This window comes from Methylobacterium mesophilicum, from assembly GCF_036441335.1.
Taxonomy (GTDB): domain Bacteria; phylum Pseudomonadota; class Alphaproteobacteria; order Rhizobiales; family Beijerinckiaceae; genus Methylobacterium; species Methylobacterium mesophilicum_B.
The window spans coordinates 52,619-77,031 of the sequence record NZ_MLBW01000027.1 but is presented as its reverse complement, the minus strand read 5'-3'; the positions used below and the strand labels follow the sequence as shown (position 1 = coordinate 77,031).

Sequence of the window (24,413 nt, the reverse complement as noted above, 5' to 3'; positions counted from 1 at the left end):
TTGGCCCGCACCGTGCTAACCTGGGCGGGATTGCAACGCTCGGGCGAGTCGGCATGCTGAACAGACGATCCTTCATGGCCCTGTCGGGTGCCGCCCTCGCGGCCCCCGCCCTGGCACAGGGCAGCGCCGCCCGGACGCTCAAGTTCATCCCGCAGGCCGACCTGACGGTGCTCGATCCGATCTGGACGACCGCCTACGTCACCCGGAACCACGGGCTCGCCGTCTTCGACACGCTCTACGGCACCGATGCAGCCTACGCCGCCCAGCCGCAGATGGTGGCGGGCCACACGGTGGAGCGCGACGGCACGCTGTGGCGCCTCACCCTGCGGTCCGGGCTGACCTTCCACGACGGCAGCCCGGTGCTGGCCCGCGACTGCGTGGCCAGCGTCGCGCGCTGGGGCAAGCGCGACGCGATGGGCCAGACGCTCATGGCCTACACGGACGAGCTCTCCGCCCCGGACGACCGGACGATCCAGTTCCGCCTGAAGAAGCCCTTCGCGCTCCTGCCGGACGCGCTGGGCAAGGTCGGCTCCTCGATCTGCGCCATCATGCCGGAGCGCCTCGCCAAGACCGACCCGTTCACGCAGGTGACCGAGATGGTCGGCAGCGGCCCGTTCCGCTTCAAGGCGGACGAGCGCGTGGTCGGCGCCCGGGTGGTCTACGAGCGCTTTGTCGGCTACGTCCCCCGCGAGGGCGGCGCGCCGCAATGGACCTCGGGTCCGAAGCGTGTCCACGTCGACCGGGTCGAGTGGAACGTCATCCCCGACCAGGCCACCGCCGCCTCGGCCATGCAGACGGGCGAGATGGACTGGTGGGAGCAGCCGCCGGCCGATCTCGTCCCGACCCTCGGCGGGCTGACGACGCGGATCACCGATCCGACCGGCCTGATCGGCTGCCTGCGGATGAACCAGCTCCAGCCGCCCTTCGACAATCCGGCGATCCGGCAGGTGCTGCTGAAGGTCGTCGACCAGACCGACTTCATGCAGGCGGTGACCGGCACCGATCCCAAGCTGATCCACGTGCCGACCGGCTTCTTCTGCCCGGGCCTGCCCATGGCGAGCGATGTCGGCCTCGACGCCCTGACGAGCAAGCGCGACTACGCGGGCGCCAAGGCGGCGCTGGCGGCGGCCGGCTACAAGGGCGAGAAGGTGGTGCTGATGGGCGCCTCGGACTTCCCGAGCCTGAAGGCGCTCGCCGACGTGGCGGCCGACATGCTCACCCGCACCGGCTTCAACGTCGACTACCAGGTCATGGACTGGGGCTCGGTGGTGCAGCGGCGCGCCAAGAAGGAGCCGGTCGCCCAGGGCGGCTGGAGCGCCTTCTGCACCTTCTGGGCGGGGCTCGACCAGGCGAATCCCGCGGTCAGCGCCTTCCTGCGAGGGACCGGCCAGAGCGCCGCGATCGGCTGGCCCACCAGCGAGAAGATCGAGGCGCTGCGGGACCAGTGGCTGGACGCGCCGGACACCGCCGCGCGCAAGCGGCTGGCGGGCGCCCTTCAGCAGCAGGCCTTCGTCGACCTGCCCTACCTGCCCCTCGGCCAGTACTTCAACCAGACCTCGTACAAGCCGTCCTTGACCGGCGTCCTCGACGGCGTGCCGGTGTTCTGGAACGTCAAGAAGGGCTGAGGGCGACGGCCGAAGGCGGTGGGGGCGGACGAGAAGCGCCCCCTCGCCCGTCTCGGCGCGCGCCGCGAAGCCATCCGGCGGCGGCCCGCCCGCAGGTGGCGGGCTGCCCCGCGCGTCGCCGCCCCGGTGCGATATCCGGCCCGGCGCTCTCCGACGATCTCTCCGACGATCTCTTCGACGGTATCCTGACGGACGAAGACGCCGTCCCACGTCGACAGATCCGCCCGGTTGAAGCCCGGCGGCGCTTCCCAGCTGCGGCGGCCGCGGGTTAAGCAGGGTCGGCACAGGTCACAACCCAGAGATGACCGGCCCGCGAGGAAGCCCGAGACGACGCGCCTGCCCGCCGCCCGCGCGGCGGCGCCCGGCATCGTCCCGCCCCGCGCGGGCCCGGCCCTGACCCGGAGACGTGACCTGGATCGACCCGGACCCCCGCGGGGGCCGGCCCGACCCCCGACACGCCGCGAGGACAGGCCCGATGACAGGCCCGATGACAGGCTCCCCGGACGAGGCCGCCCTGGAACGCTCGGCGATGCGCAGGATCAGCTGGCGGCTCGTGCCGTTCCTGATCCTCGCCTACTTCGTCTCCTTCCTGGACCGCGTGAATGTCGGCTTCGCGGCGATCCAGATGAACCACGATGTCGGCCTGTCGGCGACCGTGTTCGGCTGGGGCGCCGGCATCTTCTTCCTCGGCTACTTCCTGATGGAGATCCCCAGCAACCTGATGCTGGAGCGCTTCGGGGCGCGGCTGTGGATCGCCCGGATCATGGCGACCTGGGGTCTGATCTCCGCCGCCATGGCGCTGGTGCAGGGGCCGTGGTCGTTCATCGGCCTGCGCTTCCTGCTGGGGCTCGCCGAGGCCGGCTTCTTCCCCGGCGTGATCCTCTACCTCACCTACTGGTTCCCCTCCGCCTACCGGGCGCGGATCATCGGGATCTTCATGATCTCGATCCCGATCTCGTCGTTCCTGGGCTCGCCGATCTCCGGCGCGCTGCTCAACGTGACGGGGTTCGGCCTCGCCGGCTGGCAGTGGCTGTTCATCCTCGAGGGCCTGCCGGCGGTTGTCCTGGCCGTCGCGGTCCTGTGGTTCCTGCCGGACGGGCCGCGGGACGCGGCGTGGCTGCCGGCGGCCGAGCGGGACTGGCTGGAGCGGCAGCTCCGGGCCGAGGCGGCGCGCAACACCCGCCGCGGCCAGCCCGCGAAGCCGCCGCTCTGGGACATCCTGCGCGACCGGCGGCTCGCCCTCTTCGCCGCGATCTATTTCGGCTCGACGGCGAGCAGCTACGGGCTGTCGTTCTGGACGCCGCAGATCGTCAAGAGCTTCGGCCTCGGCAACGTCGAGACCGGGCTCCTGAACAGCATCCCGTACGGGTTCGCGTCCCTGGCGATGGTTCTCTGGGGCCGGCACAGCGACCGGACGGCCGAGCGGCGCTGGCACCTCGCGCTCTCGTTCCTGATCCTGGCGCTGGGGCTCGCGGGCGGCACGGTCCTGTCGGGGCTCGGCCCGGTCGTGGCGGCGCTGACGATCGCCGCCATGGGCGTCTACATGCTGAAGGGCCCGTTCTGGGCGCTCGCGACCGAGCAGATGCCGCCCGCCACGGCGGCGGCGAGCATCGCGGCCATCAACGCGGTCGGCAATCTCGGCGGCTTCCTCGGCCCGTACCTGATCGGCGCGATCAAGGACGGGACCGGCAGCTTCACCCTGAGCCTCCTGCCGCTCGTGGTCTTCGCCCTGCTCTCGGCCGCCCTGTCGCTCGTGCCGGGCCGCGCCCCGCGTCCGGATCAGGGAGCGCCGCGGCCGTCGGCCGTCTGAGCCCGGCCCCCGGGCGCGCCGGTTGGCCCGGTACAGCCGCCGCCCGGAGCGGGGCCGATCCGGACCGGATCGGGGCCCGCGGGCCGGGCGCGGCGATGAGCGGGAGCCGGACCCATGAAGCTCGACGACGCCTTGCGGGACGCCATCCTGGCGGAGCTGACGCGCCAGGCCGAGGCGGAGGATCCCGCGCCGCAGGTCGACCTGTCGGAGCCGGGCTACGCGCGGATCTCGGGGCGGATCGACCTCGAGGCCCTGCTGATGGTGATCGCCGGCGCGGTCGCCGGCGGGCCGTGACCGAGGCGCCGCCGGGAGATCGCCGTGCCCCAGCTCAACGCCATCCTGGAGACGGCGCTGTACGTCGCGGACCTCGACCGCGCCGAGGCCTTCTACCGCGACACGATGGGATTGCGCTGCCTCTTCACCGACTTCCGCATGCGCGCCTTCGACGTCGGCGGCCGCGGCGTGCTCCTGCTCTTCGCGGAGGGCGGGTCCCTGCAGCCGATCGAGACGCCGGGCGGTCTCATCCCGCCCCATGACGGCCACGGCCCGGCCCATATCGCGTTCTCGATCGACGCGGCCGCCCTCGCGCCCTGGGAGGATCGTCTCGCGGCTGCCGGCGTGGCCGTCGAGGGCCGCACGCGCTGGCCGCGGGGCGGCGTCAGCGTCTACTTCCGCGACCCGGACGGGCACCTGCTCGAGCTGGCCACCCCCGGCCTCTGGAAGGGCTACTGAGGCGGCGCCGGGCCGCGCTCCGGCCGCCTGAACGGCGCAGGGGCCGCGTCCTCTCGGACGCGGCCCCTGCGCGTGTTCGGTCCGGCGCGACGGTCGGGTGCGACCGTCGCGGTGTGGTCTCAGTAGGAGCCGAACTTGTAGTTCAGGCCGGCGCGGACGACGGCGAACTCGTCGGAGCGGCGTCCGATGCCGCTGTAGACGACCGGGAAGTTGTTGGCGGCGTTGATGACGAACGCGCCCTGGTTGCGYGTGTTGCGGTCGAGGTTGACGTACAGGCCTTCGACCTTGAGCGTCACGGCCGAGGAGCGGAAGAAGTTCAGGAACGAGTCGGTGGGCAGGGCGTACTCGATGCCGCCGCCGACGGCCCAGCCGGTGCGGAAGCTGTCGTTGCCGGCGTAGCCGCCGAAGGAGCGGTCGGCGCTGCCCGAGCCGTAGGCGAAGCCGCCGGTGCCGTACACGAGGGTGCGGTCGAAGGCGTAGCCGAGGCGGCCGCGGACGGTGCCGAAGAAGTCGAGGCTGGAGAGGCCGCGCGGGTCGGTGAGGTAGTAGCCGGGGGCGACGGCGCCGGAGACGAAGGCGTTGTTCCGGTTACGGCCGAAGTCGAGGTACTGGGCGTCGGCCTCGACACCGATGACGACGCCGGAGCCGGGGGTCAGCTGCCAGTTGTAGCCGATCTGTCCACCGCCGGAGAAGCCGTCCTGGCTGCGGTTGCGGAAGGAGGCGACGGTGCCGGGGGCGGCGTACGGGAAGGGGACGGCGAAGGTGTTGCCGGTGTTGCGGTCGCTGGCGTCGAAGGCGTAGCCGGCGTTGATACCGAAGTAGGCGCCGGTCCAGGTGAAGACCGGGACGGGGGTGAACACCGGCGGCGGGGCCGCGCGGCGCGGCAGGTCGGCGGCCGAGGCGGCGNACTGGGCGTCGGCCTCGACACCGATGACGACGCCGGAGCCGGGGGTCAGCTGCCAGTTGTAGCCGATCTGTCCACCGCCGGAGAAGCCGTCCTGGCTGCGGTTGCGGAAGGAGGCGACGGTGCCGGGGGCGGCGTACGGGAAGGGGACGGCGAAGGTGTTGCCGGTGTTGCGGTCGCTGGCGTCGAAGGCGTAGCCGGCGTTGATACCGAAGTAGGCGCCGGTCCAGGTGAAGACCGGGACGGGGGTGAACACCGGCGGCGGGGCCGCGCGGCGCGGCAGGTCGGCGGCCGAGGCGGCGGCGGTGAGGGCCGTGAAGGCGGCCAGCGAGGCCAGGAGCTTGGTCATGTCGGTTCCCCGAATGTGTGATCTGGCGGTGTGGCTACCGATCAGCGGGGAAAATGGCTGTAGTTTTGAGGTCACACCGCCGGTCGAAGGCCCGAGATGCCAGAGTAATGCGTCTTTCAAGACGCGGCAGGGCGCGGAAATACAGCGCGCAGTACGCGGGCGAGCGCGATAACAACGCGGCGTCGGTTTGGTTGCATCGAGAAGTACGGTTGGCGCCGGCTGTGACGGGTGTGCCACACCAGGGCGCCGTGAGCCCGCCGAAGGGCCCGGCGGCGATGCCGATCGATGCCGACGCCGGCCCGCGCGGCCCGGCAAGGTGCGGGCGATCCCCCGCGGCCGCGAGACCGGTTCTCGCCGCGCGGAACCCGCTCAGGACGCGTGTTGCGCGCGCATCGCGGGTCTCGATCCGAAGTTATGACTCCTGTTACCACCGGGAAAATAGATGGACTCGACAGTCGTCGTCTCGGCGACCGTGCGATGGGACCCGGGCGCCATGCATGTGAGAGTTCGCCTCGACGGCGCGAACCCGCGGCGCTGGCACGTCGCGCTGCTGGACCGGCTGTCCGGCCTGCCGGGCATCGCGGCCGTGAGCGTCGACGCCGCGCCCGGTCCGGACCGGTGGCCGGCACAGGCCGACCTGCTGTTCCGGCTGGAGGCCCTGATCTTCCGGCTGGCGCCGAACGGGTCGGCGCCCGTGCCGCCGGCGGATCTCGCGGCCTGGATCCGTGCCGCGACCCCGGACCTCGTGCTCGACCTGTGCGGCGACGCGGTCGCCCCCTGCCCGGTCTGGCGCGTGGCCTACGACGGCGGCCTCGGCGAGGCCGGCCTGCTCGCCAGCCTGNGGGCCGGCGCAGGATGCGGATCGGCCGGTCGGGCGTGTCGTCGATCAGGCCCATCACCTTGAAGGCGTAGAGCGAAACCGCCGAAGGAGCGGTCGGCGCTGCCCGAGCCGTAGGCGAAGCCGCCGGTGCCGTACACGAGGACGCGGTCGAAGGCGTAGCCGAGGCGGCCGCGGACGGTGCCGAAGAAGTCGAGGCTGGAGAGGCCGCGCGGGTCGGTGACGTAGTAGCCGGGGGCCAGCGGACCGACGAGGAAGGCGTTGTTCCGGTTACGGCCGAAGTCGAGGTACTGGGCGTCGGCCTCGACACCGATGACGACGCCGGAGCCGGGGGTCAGCTGCCAGTTGTAGCCGATCTGTCCACCGCCGGAGAAGCCGTCCTGGCTGCGGTTGCGGAAGGAGGCGACGGTGCCGGGGGCGGCGTACGGGAAGGGGACGGCGAAGGTGTTGCCGGTGTTGCGGTCGCTGGCGTCGAAGGCGTAGCCGGCGTTGATACCGAAGTAGGCGCCGGTCCAGGTGAAGACCGGGACGGGGGTGAACACCGGCGGCGGGGCCGCGCGGCGCGGCAGGTCGGCGGCCGAGGCGGCGCCGGTCAGGAGAGCCGTGGCGGCGCTCGCGAGCAGAAGCTTCTTGATCATCTGGTCCTCTGTCTCCCGTTTGACGGGATGTGTGCGGGGCGGACAGGACGTCAGGATGTGCGGGCGCGATAGTGCATTGTTGCAACAGCGCCGGCGGGGGTCCGGAGCCGGTGAACCGGAAGGTGCGCTGGAGCACATCATCGCGGCGTCGTGATCGAGGGGCCCGGAACTATTTCGAGACTTCTGTCGAGGAGCTCCGCCGCGACGACCAATTTGCGGATGCTGGGACCGCTCATCTCCGCGCGGTCGCGCGATCTCGGCGCGCCCGGGCCCGCCGGTGAAACGCTTGATCCAGGTTGTTGCCGCCCGCGCGGGTGCCGGTCACGCTCGCGCGACCGTCGATCCCGCGGCACGGCGACGTCGCGCGACGACACCGCGGGGACGGTCGCCCGATCGATCGGAGTGCTCGCGCGCCGCCTCCCCATGGATGAACGCTCCCTGGATCCCGCCTCGGGTCTGGTCCGGGCCTCCCGCCGCCTGGCGACCGCCCGTTCCCTGGAGGACACGGTCGCGATCCTGCGCGAGACCGCGCGGGAGATCGCCGGCTCCGACGGGATCGCCGTGGTTCTGCGCGAGGGCGACGCCGTCTTCTACGCCGCCGAGGACGCCATCGAGCCGCTGTGGCGCGGCCGCAGGTTCCCGCTGACGGCGTGCGTCTCGGGGCGCGCGATGCTCGACGCGGCGACCATCGTGGTCCCGGACATCGAGTGCGATCCCCGGGTGCCGGTCGCCCTCTACCGCCTGACCTCGATGCGCAGCCTCGTGATGGTGCCGATCGGCTCCCCCGAGGCCGTCGCCGCGCTCGGCGCCTACTGGTGCGCCTCGGTCATCCCGGACGACGCGACGGTCCGCCGGCTCGAGGCGCTGGCCCGGCACGCGGCGGCCGCCTTGGCGCGGATGCGCCCGGCGGGAGCGTAGCGGTCGCGGAGTCGCGGGATCGATCGGCCGTCCCGGCCGTTCCCCGCGCTCAAGGCCCCGCACGGAAGACCCAGACCCGCCACATGAAGCGCCTCACCCTCGTCGGCATCTTCGTCGTCCTGCTGCTCGCCATCGTGGCGATCGCCGCCACGTGGTCGAAGGTCACGCCCGTCAATCCGGCGGTCGCGCCGGACACGTCGGCGACGCCCAATCCCACCGGCGAGCGGAAATGAGGCCGCGGTGACGCATCGTCGGGCGCGCCGGTCCTGATCGGGGCCGGCCGGTCCCGGCGACCGCGCCGGCCGCGCGGGGAACATGCGGCGAGCTCCGGTCTTGGCCCTGCACGAGAGACCGCAGGGCGGGCCGGGAGGGATGGATGGGACAGGATGTCGACGCCGCGGTCCGCACGCCCCGGGCCCCGTGGATCCCGGCTCCGACGCGCCGCCGGAGAGCGGCGGCTACGACACCCGGCCGCCCGCGCCGCAGCCGGACAACCGGAAGGGCGGGTACGGGGCCGGCTGACGCGGCCGGATCCCGTCCCCGTCCATCGCCGATCGCCGCCCGCGGCGACGCGCCCGTGCCGGGGGCGCGAGTCTCGCCCGACAAGGCTCGTCGGACCCGTTCGGACCGTCGCGCGGTCATCCGGACCGCCCGCGCCCGCGCGCCAGGATCCTCGACGGTCTTCGCGGTCGCGCGACGGATCGGGCGCCCGGCGGTCCCCGCGCGGTGCGAGAAAATCCCGAGATATTCATCGAGTCTTCGTTCTATATTTACGCTGTTTAAACCCTTGCCGCTCCCAAACCGTGGGAACGTAAAACGCTCGCTGAAAGTCCGATCATGAATGAGACCTTCGATGAGACATCCAACACCTTGGCCGCGATGACCGCCGAGCTTGTCGCCGCCTACGTGTCGAACAATCCGGTTCCGGCCGCGGAATTGCCGGCTCTGATCGCGCGCGTGCACGGCGCGATCAGCGGGCTCGTCGCCGGGACCCAGGCGGCGCAGGCCGGCGCGGCTCCGCAGGCCGAGGTCGAGAAGCCGAGCGCGGCCCAGATCCGCAAGTCGGTCCGGCACGACGGGATCGTCAGCTTCATCGACGGCAAGCTCTACAAGACGCTGAAGCGCCACCTGGCCAGCCACGGCCTGGATCCGCGCAGCTACCGCGACAGCTACGGCCTGCCGACCGACTACCCGATGGTCGCCCCCGGTTACGCCGAGCAGCGCTCCGCCCTCGCCAAGGCGATCGGCCTGGGCCAGCCCGGCGCCATGGCGCGGCGCGGCGGCTCGGACCACTGATCCTCGACAGGCGTGTCGCCGCCCGCGCGGCGACAGGGCCGGCGGCCCGGACCGCCGCGCGCGCTCAACGCGCTCAACGCGCCCAACGCGCTCAATCCCCCGGGCCGGCCCGGTTCTGGCCCCGGACTCCGACCGCCTCGGTGCGGCCGCGGGCATAGCCCAGGGATATCAGCCCGCCCTGCCGGGCCAGGCGCCGCTCCAGCGCATCGAGATCAACCAGCGCATCCGCGATGGCGGCGACGAGCGCGGTCCACGCGTCGCCCTTCGCCGCCCGGTGATAGGCGACGGCGATCGTCTCGGCCTCCCTGAGACGAATCTCCGCAGGCGCCGTCTCGGGATCAAGGTGCATCGCTGTCCGAATCCGTATAGAACATATCGCGAACAAAGCGTATCGACGCGGTGGGTTCAACCGCCGATGCGTCCCGTTCCCGGATCGCGGTGGAGTGCTGTGGATTGATCGAGGGAAGCTCAATGCCGACGCGGCTTTACCGTTTCCACTGCACGGACGGCCACGAGCTGGTGACCGACCTGCGCGGCAGCCGGTTTCCCAACGCGGCGCAGGTGCGCGCCCATGCCGAGCGGGTCGCGCTCGCGCTGATGGAGCGGGTGGTGGAGCGGTTCGATTGGTCGGGCTGGCAGGTCGAGGTCTACGACGCCAAGGGGCGCCGGGTCTGGATCCGGGCTTTTCCGGATGTGAGCGTGGACAGGCAGGCCGCCTGAGACGGGCGGCCGCGCAGAAGGAGGAGCCGATGGCGTTCAAGCCGAAATCCGCCGCCGAGACCAAGGCGCGCGACCTGGGTCTGGCCCTGGCCCGGATCGCCGAGGAGGCGGGCATGCCGGCGAGTATCGGCGTCGACCGCTTGCGGCGCGCGAGTCCCCGCCTGACCCCGCTGGCGGTGGGTCAGATGGTGCGCCGCGAGCGCGACACCGTCGAGGCGACCCTGGCCGAGCGTGGCCTGGCGCTCGTCGATTATTCCGATCAGGGGCCGGGTCGCGGGATGGAGTTCATCATCGACGCGGCCGCCTGAGCGGCGCGGTCAGGCCGTCGCCGGGCGGCTCCGCAGAAGACGGCCCACCAGACGGAACGGCAGGAGCGGCAGCTTGATCAGCGCCGTGACAATTAGCACCGCCACGACGGTGAGCAGCGCGAGAACAGAGTTCATCATGCGCGTCGGACTCCCATGACCGGCTCGCCCCTCGGGCCGGTTGCGCTACGAGGCGCCCGGATCGCGGCGAGACTATGAACGGGTGGGCGCCATTCGGTCGCAGCCGGAGGTCCGCGCGGATGTTCGCCGGGACATTCGCGCGGGGGGGCGGGATACCGGGCTCCGTCCGGGCGGTTCCACCGGACAGGACTGCCCCGGTCGGGCGGAGCGGAGTTCGGTATGCGCGCGCGTCTCGCTGGCGGATCGGCCACCTTCGCGGTCGCGGCCGCGCTCGCGGTGACCGCGCCGGCCCCGGTTCAGGCGCAGGCCCAGGTGAATGTGCGCTACGCCGCGCCGGACCGGTTCACCGATGCCGAGAACCGCTTCGGCTCCGGGCAGCCGCTCCGGGTCACCCTGGCCGAGCTGACCCGGATCTTCACGGATCTCGGCACGGCGCGGCTGCGGCCGGACGCGCGCCTCGACATCACCGTGCTCGACGTCGATCTCGCCGGCTTCGACCGGCCCGGCTTCGCCACCCCGACGGGCCTGCGGGTCGTGACGGACGCCACGCCGCCGCGGATCCGCCTCGCCTACAGCCTGCGTCGCGGTGGCCGCACCGTCGCGCGGGGCGCGGATACGGTGACGGACATCAATTTCCTGCTGACGTCCAACCCGCGCTTCTCGACCGGCGGCCTCTACTACGAGCGGCAGATGCTGCGCGACTGGTTCGCCCGGCGCTTCCCGGGGCCGGCGGGTCGCGGCTAGGGCGGCCCGGCCGGCGCGCGCCTAGCACCCGCTCGGGGCCGCCGTGCTTCCGGTGGCGGCGTCGTCGCCGCTGCCGCCGCCGATCGCGCCGCGCGTGACGTGTTGAACCGGCTGCCGGCGGGCATCCGGGCGCTGCGCCGCGGGCGGCGGTGCTGGGNGGCAGCCCGGCGGGCACCGCGAGGGCGGGGCCGACCAGGAGGGCGGCCGCGGTCCCGGTCGGCAGGGCGGCGGCGATGGTCGATGCGCGTGTCGGATCGTGTCGTCCGGGGCCGCGGACGGTCATCGCGGCGCCTCGGGCGCCGGCAGGGATCGGCCGGGGACCGGGGGGCGGACCGCGCCGCCGGCGCCCCTATCAGGCACCGGGCCGGTGTAGTAGCCTCGGCATGACCCGCCCGCCGGGCCGGCCCGGCCGGTCGCGGATCGGGCTTCCACCATCCGCGCTGCGCTCGCCCGAGCTGGAGCCTCACGAGTCGGTCACCGCATGGGCGAGGCCTGCATCTTCTCGGCCGGCTGCAGCGAACTCGCCGACCTCGTCCGGACCTACGACTGGGCGGAGACGCCGCTGGGTCCCATCGCCGGCTGGCCGCAGAGCCTGGTCTTCGCGGTCAGCACGCTGCTGCAATCGCCGGTGCCGATCGTGCTGCTCTGGGGCGAGGACGGCATCATGATCTACAACGACGCCTATTCGGGCTTCGCGGGCGGGCGCCATCCCAAGCTCCTCGGCTCCAAGGTGCGCGAGGGCTGGCCGGAGGTCGCCGACTTCAACGACAATGTCATGCGCGTCGGCCTGGCCGGCGGGACGCTGTCGTACAAGGACCAAGAGCTCACCCTGCACCGCTACGGCCGACCCGAGCCGGTCTGGATGAATCTCGATTATTCGCCGGTCTTCGGGGAAGACGGGCGCCCCGCCGGCGTCATCGCCATCGTGGTCGAGAGCACCGAGCGGGTGCTGGCCGAGCGCCGCCTGCGCGCGAGCGAGGAGCTGTTCCGCACCCTCGCCCAGGGCATCCCGCAACTCGTCTGGCGCGCCGCGATCGACGGGGCCTGCATCTGGTCGAGCCCGCAATGGCACGCCTATACCGGGCAGACCGACGCGACGAGCCTGGGCTGGGGCTGGCTGGAGGCGGTCCATCCGGACGATGTGGCGGTCGCCGATGCCGCGTGGCGCGAGGCGCCGGTGAGAGGCCAGCTCTCCTTCGAGCACCGGCTCCGCAACGCGGCCGAGGACCGCTTCTGCTGGTTCCAGACCCGGGCCGCGCCGGTCCGCGACGCGCAGGGCCGGATCGTCGAGTGGCTCGGCACCTCGACCGACATCGACGATCTGCGCCAGCTCCAGGAGCGGCAGCAGGTCATGGTCGCCGAGCTGCAGCACCGGACCCGCAACCTGCTCGGCGTCGTGCGCTCCATCGCCAAGCAGACGATGGCCCAGACCGGGCCCGGCGAGACGTTCCGGGAGCGGTTCAACGACCGCCTGTCCGCCCTCTCCCGGGTCCAGGGACTCCTGTCCCGCTCCGACCAGGAACCGATCACGCTCCGGTCCCTGATCGAGACGGAGCTCGCCGCCCTCGATGCCCCGGCCATGCAGGGGCGCATCCGGCTCCACGGGCCCGTGGTGCGGCTGCGCAAGGCGACGGTCCAGACCTTCGCGCTGGCCCTGCACGAACTCGCCACCAACGCGCTGAAATACGGCGCGCTGACCACCGCGCACGGGCGCCTGAGCGTGACGTGGCGGACCTACAGGGCGGATGACGGCGGCGGCCGGCTGCTGGTGGAATGGGTGGAGGAAGGCCTCGTCCGCGGGCCGGAACTCGCGGACGCGCCGCCGCGGGGCGGTTACGGGCGGGAACTGATCGTGCACGCCCTGCCCTATGCCCTGAAGGCGACGACCAGCTACGAACTCGGCGCCACGGCGCTACATTGCTCGATCAACATCCCCCTTCCCGAGGGAGAAGCCGCAGGCAACCCCGCATGACCTCGAAACCGCGCGCGCTGGCCGGCAGGCGGGTCCTGCTGGTCGAGGACGACTACTTCATCGCCGTCGATCTCAAATCCGGCTTCGAGGAGGGCGGCGCCCAGGTCCTGGGCCCGGTCGCCAGCGTCGGCGAGGCGCTGGCGCTGATCGCCGGCACCGCCGAGATCGACGCCGCGGTCCTCGACATCAACCTGCAGGACGAGCTCGTCTACCCCGTGGCCGACGCGCTGCACGCCCGCGGCGTGCCGTTCCTGTTCGCGACCGGTTACGACCCGGTCGCCGTGCCGTCACTCCACGGCGCCGTGGCCCTCTGCCAGAAGCCGATCGACCCGCGGATCGTGGCGCGCGCGCTGTTCGGCTGAGAGGCCCGACCGGTCGCCTGAGATCCGGCGACGCGACGATGTTTCCCGTGAAACATCGTCGCACGCCTACCGCGCGGAGCCGGGATCCGCGCGGGCCGCGGCCGGGCCCTCAGCGGTCGCCGAACAGGCGCACGATCGCGCCGGCGGCCAGCCACAAGCCTCTCAGGAGCCACCAGATCAGACGGCCGCCCTGGACCAGCAGCTCGACGGCTTCGAGACCGTCGAGCAGCCGCCGGAAGAGGCCGGGCCGGCGCGACGCCCGCCCGGCCTCGGTCGGTGGCTCATCCCGGCCCTCCGCACCGCGCATGCGCGCCTCCGGAGCACGGCGCCGTCGCGCGAGGGGCGGCCCCGGTCCTCACCAGGCGGCCTGGAGGCCGGCGGAGACGACCTGCGCGGTGGCGTTCGGGCGCAGCTCGCCGGTATAGGCCACCGACAGCTGCACGCCCTCGGCGACCGCGCCGGTCAGGCTCACCCCCAGCACCGCGCCGTCCCGGCCCAGCGCGCTCGTCCGGCTCGCGAACGCCGCCCCGAACAAGTCGGAGCGGACCAGCGCCGCCGTGTCGGCCAGCTCGTGCGCCCAGTACGCCCGGCCCTCCAGCCGCAGGTCCGGAATGCCCGCCAGCGCCCAGCTCGTCACGCGCCCGCCGACCAGGCTGCGCGCCGCGTCGAGGTCGGCCACCGCGAAGCCCTGGCCGCCGAAGCCCTGGTTGACCAGACCGCCCCGCTCGGACACCCGGCCCCGCGTCAGCCGATCGTAGCTGAAGCCCACCTCCGGCACGAGCTCTACCGGCAGGCCGGTCGCCAGCGCGTAGCCGGCAAAGCCCGACACCCCGCCGTTCCAGCCCGACGACAGCCCGGAGGCCTGCGACACCGCCGTGCCCAGCGCCACCGTCCGGTCGACCCGCCCGTCCGCGTACGACACCCCCGCGGTGCCGCGCAGGATCACCGCGCCGAGCCGCGTGCTCGCGTAGAGCGTGCCGCCGTAGCTGTCGGTGGTGAACCGGCCCAGCCCCGCGCCCCGGGACGTGCCGCCCTCGCGCAGGTAGCTGAACGCCCCGCCCACCTGCGTGTCCGCCCCGACCTGACGGTCGACGCCCATCAGCAGCCCGCCCGCGTCGAACCCGGCGCCATCGTGCTCGGCAACATCTTCACGCCCAATGTCGGGTGGCTGTTCATCACTACGACGACCAGTATCTACATGATCTACGAGTTCATGCACTTCTGCTGCCATGTCGAGGAGAACTGGTTCGTCCGCAACATGCCGTTCATCAACACGAACCGGCGGCAGCATACTGACGTTGGCCTGATCGACGAGCGCGGAGACAGCATCCCGCAAGACCTGAATGCGCAACTTGATGTTGTACCGCAGGGCGATGTGATAATTGTCATTCTGGTTGTCGCCCGTGATGTTACCTGCGATCCAAGCCGCGTTGAACGCGGCGCGCGGAATTCAAGCGAGCGCATTTCGCGTTGGAATTAGCGGCTCGCGATCCAAGCCACATCAAATGCGCCGCGCCCACGGCCCGGGCGTTGCCGGTCTGGGCGAGGCCGAGGCCGGCGAGGTTGCCGTAGGCGGCGGGGGTGACCACGAGGTCGAGGCCGGTGGCGGCGTAGAGCGCGTCGAAGCGCGTGCCGGCCGGCAGGCCCGCCGCCGGCTGGGCGAGCCCGGTGAACGAGCCCGACAGCCCGGCTTGCGCGGTGAGCACGCCGAAGCGCTGGCCGAGCGCGGGGGTGAAGCTGTTCGTGGCGTTGCCGGTGATGCCGCGCAGCTCCGGCACCAGGGTGCCGCTGGCCGAGACCGTGCCGGTCGGGCCGAGCGCCAGGAGGCGGGCGTAGCTGCCCGCGCCGGTGCCGGTGCCCGGTCCGTCGATGTCGAGGCCGAGGCTGCTGCCGGGGGCGAACGCCACCGGGCCGAGGACGRTGAGCGTGCCGGGGGAGTTGCCCGGCCGCAGGGCGCCGGCGACCGTGACCGGSGCCGCGATGGTGCCGATGCCGCGCAGGGTGCCGGCGGCCGCGACGGTGACCGGCGAGGCCCAGAGCCCGTTGAGCGACAGCGTGCCGGCCTGGACGGTGGTCGGGCCGGAGAACAGGCCGAGGCCGGTGAGCGTGAGCGTGCCGGGGCCGGTTTTGGTCAGGCTGGTCGGGCTGGCGGTCTCCAGGATGGCGCCGGCGTAGGTGGAGGCGGCCGCGTTGGAGACCGTGAGGGCGCCGTTGCCGAGGACGGCGGAGGCCGGGCCGGCGAGGTCGGTGAGCGTGAAGGCGGTGCCGCCGAGGTCGAGGGCGCCGGTGTTGGTCAGGCTGGTGAGCCCGGCGAGCGGGCCGGTGATCTGCAGGAGGCCGGCGTTGGTGAGCGTGCCGTTGAACTGTCCGGACAGGCGGGCGACGCCGGTGTTGGTCAGGTCTGTGGTGAGGGTGCCGTCGCTGGCCACGAGGCCGGCATTGCTGAGGCCGCCGGAGGCGGTGAGGCTGGCGGTCTGGGCGACGGCGACGAGGCCGGCATTGGCGAGGGGGCCGGCGAGGCTGTAGCTGCCGCCGCCCGTGACGGCGAGGGTCGCGCCGGCGGCGTTGGCGAAGGTGCCGGCGCTGGTGACGGTCCCGGACACGGCGAGCAGGCCGGCATTGTTGGCGAYGGCGCCGTCGATGCGGCCGGCGCTGGCCAGCACGGTGCCGGCATTGGTCAGGCCGCCGCTGATGGTGCCGCTGGTGGCGAGGAGGCCGCTGTTGGTCACGCCGCCGCCGAGGGCGCCGGCGTTGCTCAGGATGCCGCTGTTGGCGACGCCACCGCCGACGGCGCCGGTGTTGAGGGCCGTGCCGGCATTGGTCAGCCCGCCCGTAATGGTGCCGCTGTTGGAAAGCGTGCCGGTGTTGGCCACGCCGCCGGCGATCACGCCGCTGCTGAGCGCCGTGCCGGCATTGCTTGCACCTCCTGAGATGGTGCCGGTGTTGATCAAGAGGCCGGCATTGCTGACGCCGCTCCGGGTCCAGCCGGCATTGAGATAGGTGCCCGCACTCTGGACGGAGACCGATGAGGTCAGGCTACCGCTGGCGGAGAGGAACAGGGTGCCGCCGGCGACGGTGGTCGGTCCGGCATAGGTGTTGGTGCCGGCGAGTTCGAGCGTGCCGAGCCCGGTCTTGATCAGGCCGCCGACGCCCGAGATGTCGTTGGCGAAGCGGCCGTAATAGGCTTGACCGTTGTAAGTTGTGTTGACCGTCCAGGTCGAGGTGAACTGGCCCGGCCCGTCGATCGCCTTGCCGAGGTTGAGCAGGCCCCAGCCGAAGGTGGCGTTCGGGGCGTCGGCGGGCCCGTCACCGAGATGGGTGGCGGTGGTGAACATCGTCTGGGCGATCTGCGGCGCCGTCAGGAACGGGAAGGCTTGAAACAGCACGGCGGCGGCCCCGGTCACGTGCGGCGCGGCCATCGACGTGCCTTGCATAGGTCCGTAGTTCGAGCCGTCGTAGATCTTATTGCCTTTGGCGTCTTCGCGGTAACCCTCTCCGACCTGCACGGTGGAGTAGATGTTGACTCCAGGTGCCGCTATGCACCACGCCGCTGTGACCCCGCACAAGTTGCTGAAACTTGCGATTCTGTTTTTATCATCCGTGGCGACGACCGAAACGATCGAACCTGCCAGACCGGAAAAGTCGATGTTGCTCTGATCGATGAGTTGGCTCGATTTGTCAAAGAACTGGTAGAGTTCGCTTCCGGAATTTCTCGGACGAATGTACGGGTAGAACGCGGCACCGCTCGGGTTCTGGGCGATGATCTCTTGCTCTTCTCGATCGTTGCCGGCTGCAAAGACGAGCAGCATGCCACTATCTGCAGCACGCTTGAGCGCGCCATAGGAGGCGAGCGTCGTCTCGATATTATAATATTGAGAATCAAATTTACGGTATTCTGGATTCGGAATAACCTTTCCATTCGGGTCCAGGATGAATTTTGGCGGATATGAGGGTCCGTAGCTCCCATTAAAAACGCGTGCGCCCTGATCCGTGGCGTAATTTACAGCTGCATTGATATCTGTGGTGATGGGAGTTGCGCCAAATTTCTTCCCAATAGCCTTCGCGTCATCCTGAGACATGATCGCGTTGAGCGACAAGATCGTGCTGTCAAAGGCGACGCCCATCATCTGACCACCGATCGGAGAAGCCCCGATCGTGCCTGAGACGTGCGTGCCGTGGGCATTGACGTCCGCGACGATCGTGCTGCTCAGCAAACCCGGTGGATTGGTGATCCAGAAATTCCGCGACGCGTCAGACAGTCGGCCCGCAAATTTCGGATGATTGGGGTCGATGCCGCTATCGACGACGGCCACCAGGACCCCGAGGCCGGTGTAGCCACGCGCGTAAGCATTGGCGGCGTTGATCGCGGCGAGCCCCCAGTCTCCCGGGTAGGCCGGCCAGCGCGCGATATCTGCCGCCGTCAGCCCGAGCGTCGAAGGCGAGCGCGCCGGCACGGTCTGCGCCGCCACAGGTCCGAGAGCCAGCGCGAGCGTCGCGAGCGAGCTGCCGACCAGCAATCCGAGGCGCACGGCACCGCGCCGCCGCGTTCCGGCGCCCGTGCCCCTGCTCGGATCACAGGATCCGGTCGTGTTCTCTGCGTCGCTATACTTCTGAATCACTGAAATGACCCCCGCCCCGTCCATTTCGGACTTTGGGATGGGGTTAGAAAACGCGGCCTTAACGCACTATCGCAGGGCTGCCACAGTCGGGGCCGCGCGCGACATTCTGGTACGGCCAACCCCCTTTCTGGGACGGAAGGAACCATCCGGCGGCTCGCGTGTCAGGATTGATCCGAAGGTCGCGGCCGCGGCGCCCCGATCCGGCGGCCCCCGCGTCGAATCGCACGCCGCCGCGACAAACGACAGTGTACAGCCGCTCGGGTCGGCGGAAGACGGGGGGACTGTCCGGGTGGACACGGCTAACGTGCGGGATGACCGGACCGCGTTGCCACGCGTCACCTTGGGGCAGACCCTCGTTCTTCATCGGTCGTGCTAACAGCAGGTGGCAGGCTCTACGTATGTCTTCCGAGGAGAGAAACCGGGACCCGGACGCGGCACCGGCCGGGGGTGAGGCTCCGGGCGGCGAGGTCGCCTGCCTGCGGTTCGAGCCGCCGGAGGATCGAGAGGCGCTCGGCCGGGCGTGGCAGGACCACCTCGCGCCGATCTTCGACGTGAGCTTCCGCCCGGAGACCGACCTCTCCGTCCCGATCGCGATGCGCAGCTACCATCTCGGCGACCTGCTGGTCGGCGACGTGGTGGCGCCGGCCCACACCCTCGTGCGGACCCGGGAGATGATCGGCCAGCAGGGCCTCGACCACATCCTGCTGCAGTTCTACCGGCGGGGGCAGAGCCGCGTGGAGACCGATCAGGGCACCGGCCCCGTGAACGAGGTGCAGTGCATCGTCTTCGACCTCGCCCAGCCCGTGCGCATCGTGGCGGCCGCCGTCGACGCCACGAACGTCGTGATCCCCCGCGCCCTGCTGGAGAAGCAGGGCTGCCACCCCGACGCCCTGCACGGGCGCCCCCTCGACCACGACGGCGACCCGTTCGGGCGGCTGGTCCACAATTTCGTCGCCAACGTCGTCGCCTGCGGCGACCTCCTCGACCGCCGCGAGGCCCTGGCGGCCTCGGCGGCGATCACCCAGCTCTGCGCCAGCTGGCTGCGCGGGCAGGAGGAGGGGCGCCCCTCCCAGCACCAGGACATCCGGATCCGGGTCCGCCGCCTCGTCGAGGCGGAGCTCGGCAACCCGAAGCTGACGCCGGCCCTGATCGCGACGCGGCTCGGCCTGTCGCGCTCGACCCTGTACCGGCTGTTCGCCCCCAACGGCATCGTGGCGTATATCCGCGACCGCCGCCTGATGGCGGCGATGCGGATGCTCGTGCGCGACGATGCCCCCAAACCCCTGCGCATCTCGCAGGTCGCCTTCGCGGTCGGCTTCTCGGACGAGCGGACCTTCCGGCGGGCGTTCAAGCGCCGGTTCGGCTTCATCCCGAGCGACGCGTCCCAGCGCCTGGAGACCGGTCCCGAACCCGCGCCCGGCGCCGTCCTGCGCAACTGGATCGAGAGCCTCTGACGTGCCGCGCCGGCCGGCCGGCCGGCGGCGCGCCGGGGCCCTGTCCCTCTTCCTGTGCCTCGGCCTGTGCTTCGCGGCCGCCGCGCCGCTCGCCGCGGATCCCGTCCGGGCCGAGACCCGGGAGGCGGCGCCCGCGCTCCGCACCGGCGAGCCCGAGACGTGGCGGGTCGCGACCCATCCGGTGCCGCCCCTGGTCATGGACGCGGACGGCCGGCTGCGCGGGTTCAGCATCGATCTCTGGAACGCGATCGCGCGGGATCTCGGCGTCCGGACGGCGTACGTGCGCGTCGACGACCTGCCGGCGCTGTTCGCGGCGGTCTCGGACGGGCGCGCGGACCTCGCCATCGCGGCGGTGTCGATCACCGCGGAGCGCGAGCGGCGCTTCGACTTCTCCGTCACGATGCTGGAGACCGGCCTGCGCATCGCCGTCCGGTCGGAGCCGGACGCGACCGGCTCGGCCACCGCGCGGGCCCTCCGGGCGCTCCTGAGCGACGCCGCCTTCCTGCAGGTCCTGCTGGGGCTCGCCGCCCTGATCCTGACGGTGGCGGCCCTGGTCTGGTGGCTCGAGCGGCGCCATCCCGGCGGCATGGCGGCGCGCTCGGGACCGGCGCGCGGCTTCGCCCACGTCGTCTGGTGGGCCCTGAGCAGCCTCGCCGCCCAGGCGGAGGAGATGCCGCGCAGCCCGCTGGCGCGGGCCGTCACGGTGCTCTGGCTGTTCACCTGCATCGCCCTGGTGGCGTGGTTCACCGCGGGCCTGACCAGCACGGCGACCGTGGAGCGCCTGCGCGGCGCGATCAACGGCCCGCAGGACCTGCCGGGCAAGCGGGTGGGCACGGTCGCCAACACCACCTCGGTCGCCTACCTGGCGGACCATTTCGCCACGCCGGTGGGTTTCGCGACCCTGGAGGAGGCCTGCGCGGCGCTGGAGGCCGGCACGGTCGCGGCGGTGGTCTACGATGCCCCGGCCCTCAGCTACTACGCGACCCGGCCCGGCCACGAGGCCCTGCGCCTCGTCGGCACCGACTTCAACCGGCAATCCTACGGCATCCTGTTCGCGACCAGCGATCCCCGGCGCAAGCGCGTCAACCAGGCCCTGCTGGGCCTGCGGGAGGACGGCCGCTACGACGAGATCTACGGCCGCTGGTTCGGCTCCGAGAGCGGCGAGTCCCAGGGCCGCTGATCAGGGCCGCTGGTCAGGGCCGCTGGTCAGGGGCTCCGAGGCGCGCCGCGGTAGGCCTCGGCCGGGTGGCGGGCGGGCAGCCGGTCCCCCTGGCCGAACAGCTTCGCCCGCAGCGAGCCCTCGGCGTAGGCGGTCTTGTAGAGGCCGCGATCCTGCAGCTCCGGGATCACGAGGTCGATGAAGTCGGAGAAGCTCTCCGGCACGACGATCCGGCTGAGGTTGAAGCCGTCGACCTCGCCCTCCGTGATCCAGGCCTGGAGTTCATCGGCGATCGTCACGGCGTCGCCGGTGAGGACCGCGTAGCGGCCGCCGAGCCGCAATTCGCCGAGGAGGTCGCGCTTCGTCAGCCCGCGCCTGGCCGCCGCCACGGTGGCCGACTGGATGGCGTTGCCCGGCGCGTAGGGGATCGGCTCGTCGAGGCCGTAGCGGGCGAAGTCGATCCCCGTGGAGGCGGAGAAGTGCGCGAGCCCCGCCTCCGGGCTCGCGTAGGACAGGTACTCGTCCCGCTTGGCCTCGGCCTCCGCGCGGGTCCGGCCGGGGATCACCGCGAGGCCGACGAACACCTTCACGTCGTCGGGTTCCCGGCCGGCCGCGACCGCCTCGGCCCGGATGGCGCGGACGGATTCGCGGGCGGCGGCCGGGTCGCGGGCCGAGATGAACACGCACTCGGCGTGGCGCCCCGCGAAGGCGCGGCCGCGGCCCGAGGCGCCCGCCTGGTAGAGCACCGGCGTGCGCTGGCGCGACGGCTCGGACAGGTGGTAGCCCTCGACCGCGAAGAACGCGCCCCGGTGGGCGACCTTGCGGATATGGGCGGGATCGCTGAACACCCGGGCCGCCCGGTCGCGGCGCACCGCCGCGTCGTCCCAGCTGCCCTCCCAGAGCCGGTAGAGCACCTCCAGGTACTCGTCGGCGTAGTCGTAGCGCCGGTCGTGCGCCGGCAGCGTGCCGCCGCTCTGGGCGCGGTGGGCGCTGTCGAGGTAGCCGGTGACGACGTTCCAGCCGATCCGGCCGCCCGTCAGGTGGTCGAGGGTCGAGAGGCGCCGGGCGAAGGTGTAGGGCGCCTCCTGGTGGACGTTGATCGTCACCCCGAAGCCGAGATGCTCGGTCACCGCCGCCATGGCGGAGATCATCGCGGTCGGGTCGTTGACCGGGAGCTGCACGGCCTCCCGGGCGGTCACGTCGATGCCGCCACCGTAGACGTCGTAGACGCCGATGATGTCGGCGATGAACAGGCCGTCGAACAGGCCGCGCTCCAGGAGTCTCGCCTGCTCGGTCCAGTAGGACAGCGTGTTGTAGTCGGCCGAGCGGTCGCGCGGGTGGGTCCAGAGCCCGTGGTTGATGTGGCCCGGGCAGGTCATGGTGAAGGCGTTCAGCACGATCTGCTTGGTCGCAGCTGGCATCAGAGCGCTCCGTGCCGGGGCGGCCGCCGGCCGTCGAGGTGGTAGGCGCCGATCCAGTGGTACTTCCAGCGCACCGGATCGTGCAGGGTGTGGGTGCGGACGTCGCGCCAGTAGCGGTCGAGCGCCTCGGCCCGGTCGGTGGCGGCGGTGCCGCCGAGCTCGAGGAGCTTGTTGGCCGCGAGCAGGCCGGCCCGGTGGCTCGCCGCCCGGGCCTCCGCCACCGCCACGGAGGCGGCCGCGACGCTGTCGGCGTCGGGGGCTTCCCGCGCGGCGTCCACGTAGCGGCCGGCCCGCGCCAGCAGGGCGTCGGCCGCCGCGAGGCGCACCTGGACGTCGCCCAGCGCGTGGAGGGTCAGGGGATCCTCGCTCGCCCGGGCGACGCCGGAATCGATCCACGGCCGGGCGCGGTCGCGCACGAAGGGCAAGGTCGCCGCGAAGGCGCCCGCGCCGATGCCGAGATCGATCCCGGCGTGCAGGATCTGCGCGAAGGGGCCGATGGCGGTGGGCCGCTCCAGCGAGGCCTGGAACGGCACCACCCAGTCGGGCTCCACGGCGACGCGCTCGAACAGGACCGAGCCCGAGCCGGTGAGCCGCTGCCCGAACCCGTCCCAGTCGTCGACCAGGGTCACGCCCGGCGCGTCCCGGGGGACGAAGACGAGGTAGGCGACCGCCCGGCCGTCCTCCTCGGCGTTGGCCAGGGTGGGGATGCGGTGGGCGTAGAGCGAGCCGGTGCAGTAGTCTTTGCGGCCCTCGACAGTCCAGCCGGCCGGGCCGCGCACGAGCCGGGTGCGGCGCGCATGGTCGCGCGCGCCGGTCTCGGCGAGCGCGTTGCCGAAGCGCTCGCCCGCCAGGACGCGGCCGTAGAGGGCGCGCTTCTGGGCCTCGGTGCCGCCGTTGCGCAGCACCTCCAGGGCGTAGAAGTGGTTCTGCGGGATCTGGCCGAGGGAGCCGTCCGCCGCGGCGATCCGGGCGATCACCTGGGCGACCGTGGCGCTGTCGAGGCCGGGGCCGCCGTATTCACTCGGCACCGTGATCGCCCAGAGGCCGGATTCGGTGAAGCGCGCGATCTCGGCGACCGGCAGGCGGCGCTCCAGGTCGCGCTCGGCGGCGGTCTCGGCGAAGTCCTCCGCCAGCCGGTCGGCGACGGCGAGCGCCGCGGCGGCGTCCGGAAGGATCGGCACCGGGCGCGGCGGCGCGGGCGCCTGCGTGAAGGCGGTCTCGTGGGGCTGGAGCGGCATCGCCCGGTCCTCAGTTCCACTGGTGCCGGGCGGGCAGCGCGCCGTTCAGGGCGTGGTTCCCGAGGAGGTGGTACTTCCACCGCACGGGGTCGTGCAGGGTGTGGACCCGGGCGTCGCGCCAGTACCGGCTGAGATTGTACCCGTCGCGGGTCGCCGCGGCGCCGGCGAGCTCGAGCAGCCGCTCGGAGGCCTCCAGGGCCGCCTCGGTGGTGAGGATCTTGGCCTGCGCCACCGCCACCGAGGCCTCGGCCGCGCTCTGGGCGGTGACGGGGGCCGCGGCGATCCGGTCGAGCGCCCTTCCGGCCCGGGCCAGGACCTCCTCGGCGGCGTGCAGGTCGACGGTGAGCCGCCCGACCTCGCCGAGGATGTGGGGATCCTCCGCGACGGTCTCGGCGGTGAAGGGATAGGGCCGGGTCCGGGTGCGCAGGAAGTCGAGGGCGGCGGCGACCGCGCCCCGGGCGAGCCCGGCGTCGATCGCCGCGTGGATCAGCTGCGAGACCGGCCCGAACAGGCCCGGGCGCCCGGCCAGGGGCGCGAGGTCGATCGTCAGCTCCGCCTCGACCGGCGCCTGCGCGAAGATCACGCTGCCGCTCGCCGTGGTGCGCTGGCCGAAGCCCTGCCAGTCGTCGACCACCCGCACGCCGGGGGCGTCCCGGCGCACGAAGACCAGGAGCGGCCCGCCGTCGGGGCCGACCGCCCGCGTCGGGATCCAGTGGGCGAAGAGCGCGCCCGTGGAGTAGAAGCGCGTGCCGCTGAGCCGCGGGCGCTCCGGACCGGCGGAGAGCCGCGTGTCCACGCCGGTGATGGCCTTGCCGTCGCGCGCGGGGCCGGCATTGCCGATCCGGTGGCCGGCGAGCACGTCGCGGTAGATCCGCGCCTGCTGGGCGGGGCTGGCGGCGGCCGCGACCAGCGCCAGGACGCCGAACTGGTTCTGGGGGATCTGCGCCGCCGAGCCGTCGGCGGCGGCCAGGATCGCGAAGACCTCCGCGAGCGTCGCGTGCGAGACCCCGGCGCCGCCGTGTTCGCGCGGCACCGTGATGCCGCCGAGCCCGCTCTCCGTGAAGGCCGCGATCTCCGCCCAGGGCAGGCGCCNCCGCGCCCGCCGCGAAGATCCGGGCCACGGCCCGCGCGGCCGCGAGCGCCTCGGCGTCCGAGCGGATCCGGTGCG

General features: G+C 72.3%; 23 protein-coding genes and 2 pseudogenes. 15 read left to right on the top strand and 10 right to left on the bottom strand.

Translation table 11 applies throughout. The annotated features are described in order from the left end of the window. Window positions 1-53: 53 nt before the first annotated feature. From MMR14E_RS17840 to MMR14E_RS17825, 4 genes are all read left to right on the top strand, one after another. Window positions 54-1,625, top strand: a complete 1,572-nt coding sequence (locus tag MMR14E_RS17840) for an ABC transporter substrate-binding protein (protein WP_331316094.1) — start codon at window positions 54-56, stop codon at window positions 1,623-1,625. Between the two features lie 487 nt (window positions 1,626-2,112). Further along, a complete protein-coding gene (locus MMR14E_RS17835) occupies window positions 2,113-3,435 on the top strand; it encodes an MFS transporter (protein WP_331316092.1) in 1,323 nt (440 codons plus the stop codon). Between the two features lie 114 nt (window positions 3,436-3,549). After that, the gene (locus tag MMR14E_RS17830) at window positions 3,550-3,729 is read left to right on the top strand and encodes a hypothetical protein (RefSeq protein ID WP_012321170.1); all 180 of its coding nucleotides are present in this window, start codon (window positions 3,550-3,552) and stop codon (window positions 3,727-3,729) included. Window positions 3,730-3,753: 24 nt separating this feature from the next. Continuing rightward, complete coding sequence (locus tag MMR14E_RS17825; RefSeq protein ID WP_331316090.1) at window positions 3,754-4,167, top strand: VOC family protein; 414 nt, start codon at window positions 3,754-3,756, stop codon at window positions 4,165-4,167. Window positions 4,168-4,286: 119 nt separating this feature from the next. On the opposite strand, the gene MMR14E_RS17820 is transcribed toward MMR14E_RS17825, so the two are convergent. After that, window positions 4,287-5,123 carry a porin family protein gene (locus MMR14E_RS17820; RefSeq protein WP_331316169.1) on the bottom strand — a complete coding sequence of 279 codons (837 nt, stop codon included), beginning with the start codon at window positions 5,121-5,123 and terminating at the stop codon, window positions 4,287-4,289. Window positions 5,124-6,332: 1,209 nt separating this feature from the next. Further along, window positions 6,333-6,896: pseudogene (locus MMR14E_RS17815) on the bottom strand (outer membrane protein); the annotation flags it as partial. Window positions 6,897-7,319: 423 nt separating this feature from the next. Here MMR14E_RS17815 and MMR14E_RS17810 point away from each other — a divergent pair. From MMR14E_RS17810 to MMR14E_RS17800, 3 genes are all read left to right on the top strand, one after another. Beyond that, window positions 7,320-7,814 (top strand): GAF domain-containing protein, encoded by a 495-nt coding sequence (locus tag MMR14E_RS17810; protein WP_331316088.1) that lies wholly within the window; start codon window positions 7,320-7,322, stop codon window positions 7,812-7,814. Between the two features lie 83 nt (window positions 7,815-7,897). Beyond that, complete coding sequence (locus MMR14E_RS17805) at window positions 7,898-8,047, top strand: hypothetical protein (RefSeq protein WP_331316087.1); 150 nt, start codon at window positions 7,898-7,900, stop codon at window positions 8,045-8,047. Between the two features lie 604 nt (window positions 8,048-8,651). Continuing rightward, a complete protein-coding gene (locus MMR14E_RS17800; protein ID WP_331316085.1) occupies window positions 8,652-9,110 on the top strand; it encodes a MucR family transcriptional regulator in 459 nt (152 codons plus the stop codon). Window positions 9,111-9,201: 91 nt separating this feature from the next. On the opposite strand, the gene MMR14E_RS17795 is transcribed toward MMR14E_RS17800, so the two are convergent. Further along, window positions 9,202-9,459, bottom strand: coding sequence for a hypothetical protein (locus MMR14E_RS17795; protein WP_331316084.1), 258 nt, complete (start codon window positions 9,457-9,459; stop codon window positions 9,202-9,204). 122 nt (window positions 9,460-9,581) lie between these two features. On the opposite strand from MMR14E_RS17795, the gene MMR14E_RS17790 reads away from it, so the two are divergent. Both MMR14E_RS17790 and MMR14E_RS17785 read left to right on the top strand, forming a co-directional pair. Beyond that, entirely contained in the window at window positions 9,582-9,830 is a 249-nt protein-coding gene (locus MMR14E_RS17790; RefSeq protein WP_273560681.1) for a DUF6894 family protein, read from the top strand. Window positions 9,831-9,859: 29 nt separating this feature from the next. Continuing rightward, window positions 9,860-10,138 (top strand): adenylosuccinate synthase, encoded by a 279-nt coding sequence (locus MMR14E_RS17785; protein WP_331316083.1) that lies wholly within the window; start codon window positions 9,860-9,862, stop codon window positions 10,136-10,138. 9 nt (window positions 10,139-10,147) lie between these two features. Here the strand turns inward: MMR14E_RS17785 and MMR14E_RS17780 are convergent, their stop codons facing one another. Beyond that, window positions 10,148-10,276, bottom strand: coding sequence for a hypothetical protein (locus tag MMR14E_RS17780; protein WP_331316081.1), 129 nt, complete (start codon window positions 10,274-10,276; stop codon window positions 10,148-10,150). Window positions 10,277-10,495: 219 nt separating this feature from the next. Between MMR14E_RS17780 and MMR14E_RS17775 the strand changes: the two genes are divergently transcribed. The 3 genes from MMR14E_RS17775 (at window position 10,496) to MMR14E_RS17765 (ending at window position 13,354) form a co-directional block, all read left to right on the top strand. Then, window positions 10,496-11,020: a DUF3016 domain-containing protein gene (locus MMR14E_RS17775; protein WP_331316079.1), complete on the top strand. Its 525-nt coding sequence runs from the start codon at window positions 10,496-10,498 to the stop codon at window positions 11,018-11,020. Window positions 11,021-11,501: 481 nt separating this feature from the next. Continuing rightward, window positions 11,502-12,992, top strand: a complete 1,491-nt coding sequence (locus tag MMR14E_RS17770) for a sensor histidine kinase (protein ID WP_331316077.1) — start codon at window positions 11,502-11,504, stop codon at window positions 12,990-12,992. Then, a complete protein-coding gene (locus tag MMR14E_RS17765) occupies window positions 12,989-13,354 on the top strand; it encodes a response regulator (protein ID WP_331316075.1) in 366 nt (121 codons plus the stop codon). Before MMR14E_RS17770 ends, MMR14E_RS17765 begins: the two co-directional genes overlap by 4 nt. A 109-nt stretch (window positions 13,355-13,463) precedes the next feature. Here MMR14E_RS17765 and MMR14E_RS17760 read toward each other — a convergent pair whose 3' ends face one another. Together MMR14E_RS17760 and MMR14E_RS17755 are read right to left on the bottom strand one after the other, a co-directional pair. Beyond that, a complete protein-coding gene (locus tag MMR14E_RS17760) occupies window positions 13,464-13,661 on the bottom strand; it encodes a hypothetical protein (RefSeq protein WP_331316074.1) in 198 nt (65 codons plus the stop codon). A 48-nt stretch (window positions 13,662-13,709) separates the two neighbouring features. Next, entirely contained in the window at window positions 13,710-14,453 is a 744-nt protein-coding gene (locus MMR14E_RS17755; protein WP_331316072.1) for an autotransporter outer membrane beta-barrel domain-containing protein, read from the bottom strand. A 21-nt stretch (window positions 14,454-14,474) separates the two neighbouring features. Between MMR14E_RS17755 and MMR14E_RS17750 the strand changes: the two are divergent. Beyond that, window positions 14,475-14,648: pseudogene (locus MMR14E_RS17750) on the top strand (fatty acid hydroxylase family protein); the annotation flags it as partial. Between the two features lie 115 nt (window positions 14,649-14,763). Here the strand turns inward: MMR14E_RS17750 and MMR14E_RS17745 are convergent. Next, window positions 14,764-17,883, bottom strand: coding sequence for a S8 family serine peptidase (locus MMR14E_RS17745; protein ID WP_331316070.1), 3,120 nt, complete (start codon window positions 17,881-17,883; stop codon window positions 14,764-14,766). Window positions 17,884-18,371: 488 nt separating this feature from the next. Here MMR14E_RS17745 and MMR14E_RS17740 point away from each other — a divergent pair, with 488 nt between their 5' ends. Continuing rightward, on the top strand, window positions 18,372-19,427 hold the full coding sequence (locus tag MMR14E_RS17740) for a helix-turn-helix domain-containing protein (RefSeq protein ID WP_331316068.1): 1,056 nt from the start codon (window positions 18,372-18,374) through the stop codon (window positions 19,425-19,427). A gap of 1 nt (window position 19,428) precedes the next feature. After that, window positions 19,429-20,607 (top strand): transporter substrate-binding domain-containing protein, encoded by a 1,179-nt coding sequence (locus MMR14E_RS17735; RefSeq protein ID WP_331316066.1) that lies wholly within the window; start codon window positions 19,429-19,431, stop codon window positions 20,605-20,607. A 26-nt stretch (window positions 20,608-20,633) separates the two neighbouring features. Here MMR14E_RS17735 and MMR14E_RS17730 read toward each other — a convergent pair whose 3' ends face one another. The 3 genes from MMR14E_RS17730 to MMR14E_RS17720 are packed head-to-tail and all read right to left on the bottom strand — an operon-like array spanning window position 20,634 to window position 24,317. Further along, window positions 20,634-22,007 (bottom strand): LLM class flavin-dependent oxidoreductase, encoded by a 1,374-nt coding sequence (locus MMR14E_RS17730; protein ID WP_331316064.1) that lies wholly within the window; start codon window positions 22,005-22,007, stop codon window positions 20,634-20,636. Further along, entirely contained in the window at window positions 22,007-23,245 is a 1,239-nt protein-coding gene (locus MMR14E_RS17725) for an SfnB family sulfur acquisition oxidoreductase (protein WP_331316062.1), read from the bottom strand. The genes MMR14E_RS17730 and MMR14E_RS17725 overlap by 1 nt, the downstream gene beginning before the upstream one ends. A gap of 10 nt (window positions 23,246-23,255) precedes the next feature. After that, the gene (locus tag MMR14E_RS17720; protein WP_331316168.1) at window positions 23,256-24,317 is read right to left on the bottom strand and encodes an SfnB family sulfur acquisition oxidoreductase; all 1,062 of its coding nucleotides are present in this window, start codon (window positions 24,315-24,317) and stop codon (window positions 23,256-23,258) included. Between the last annotated feature and the right edge of the window lie 96 nt (window positions 24,318-24,413).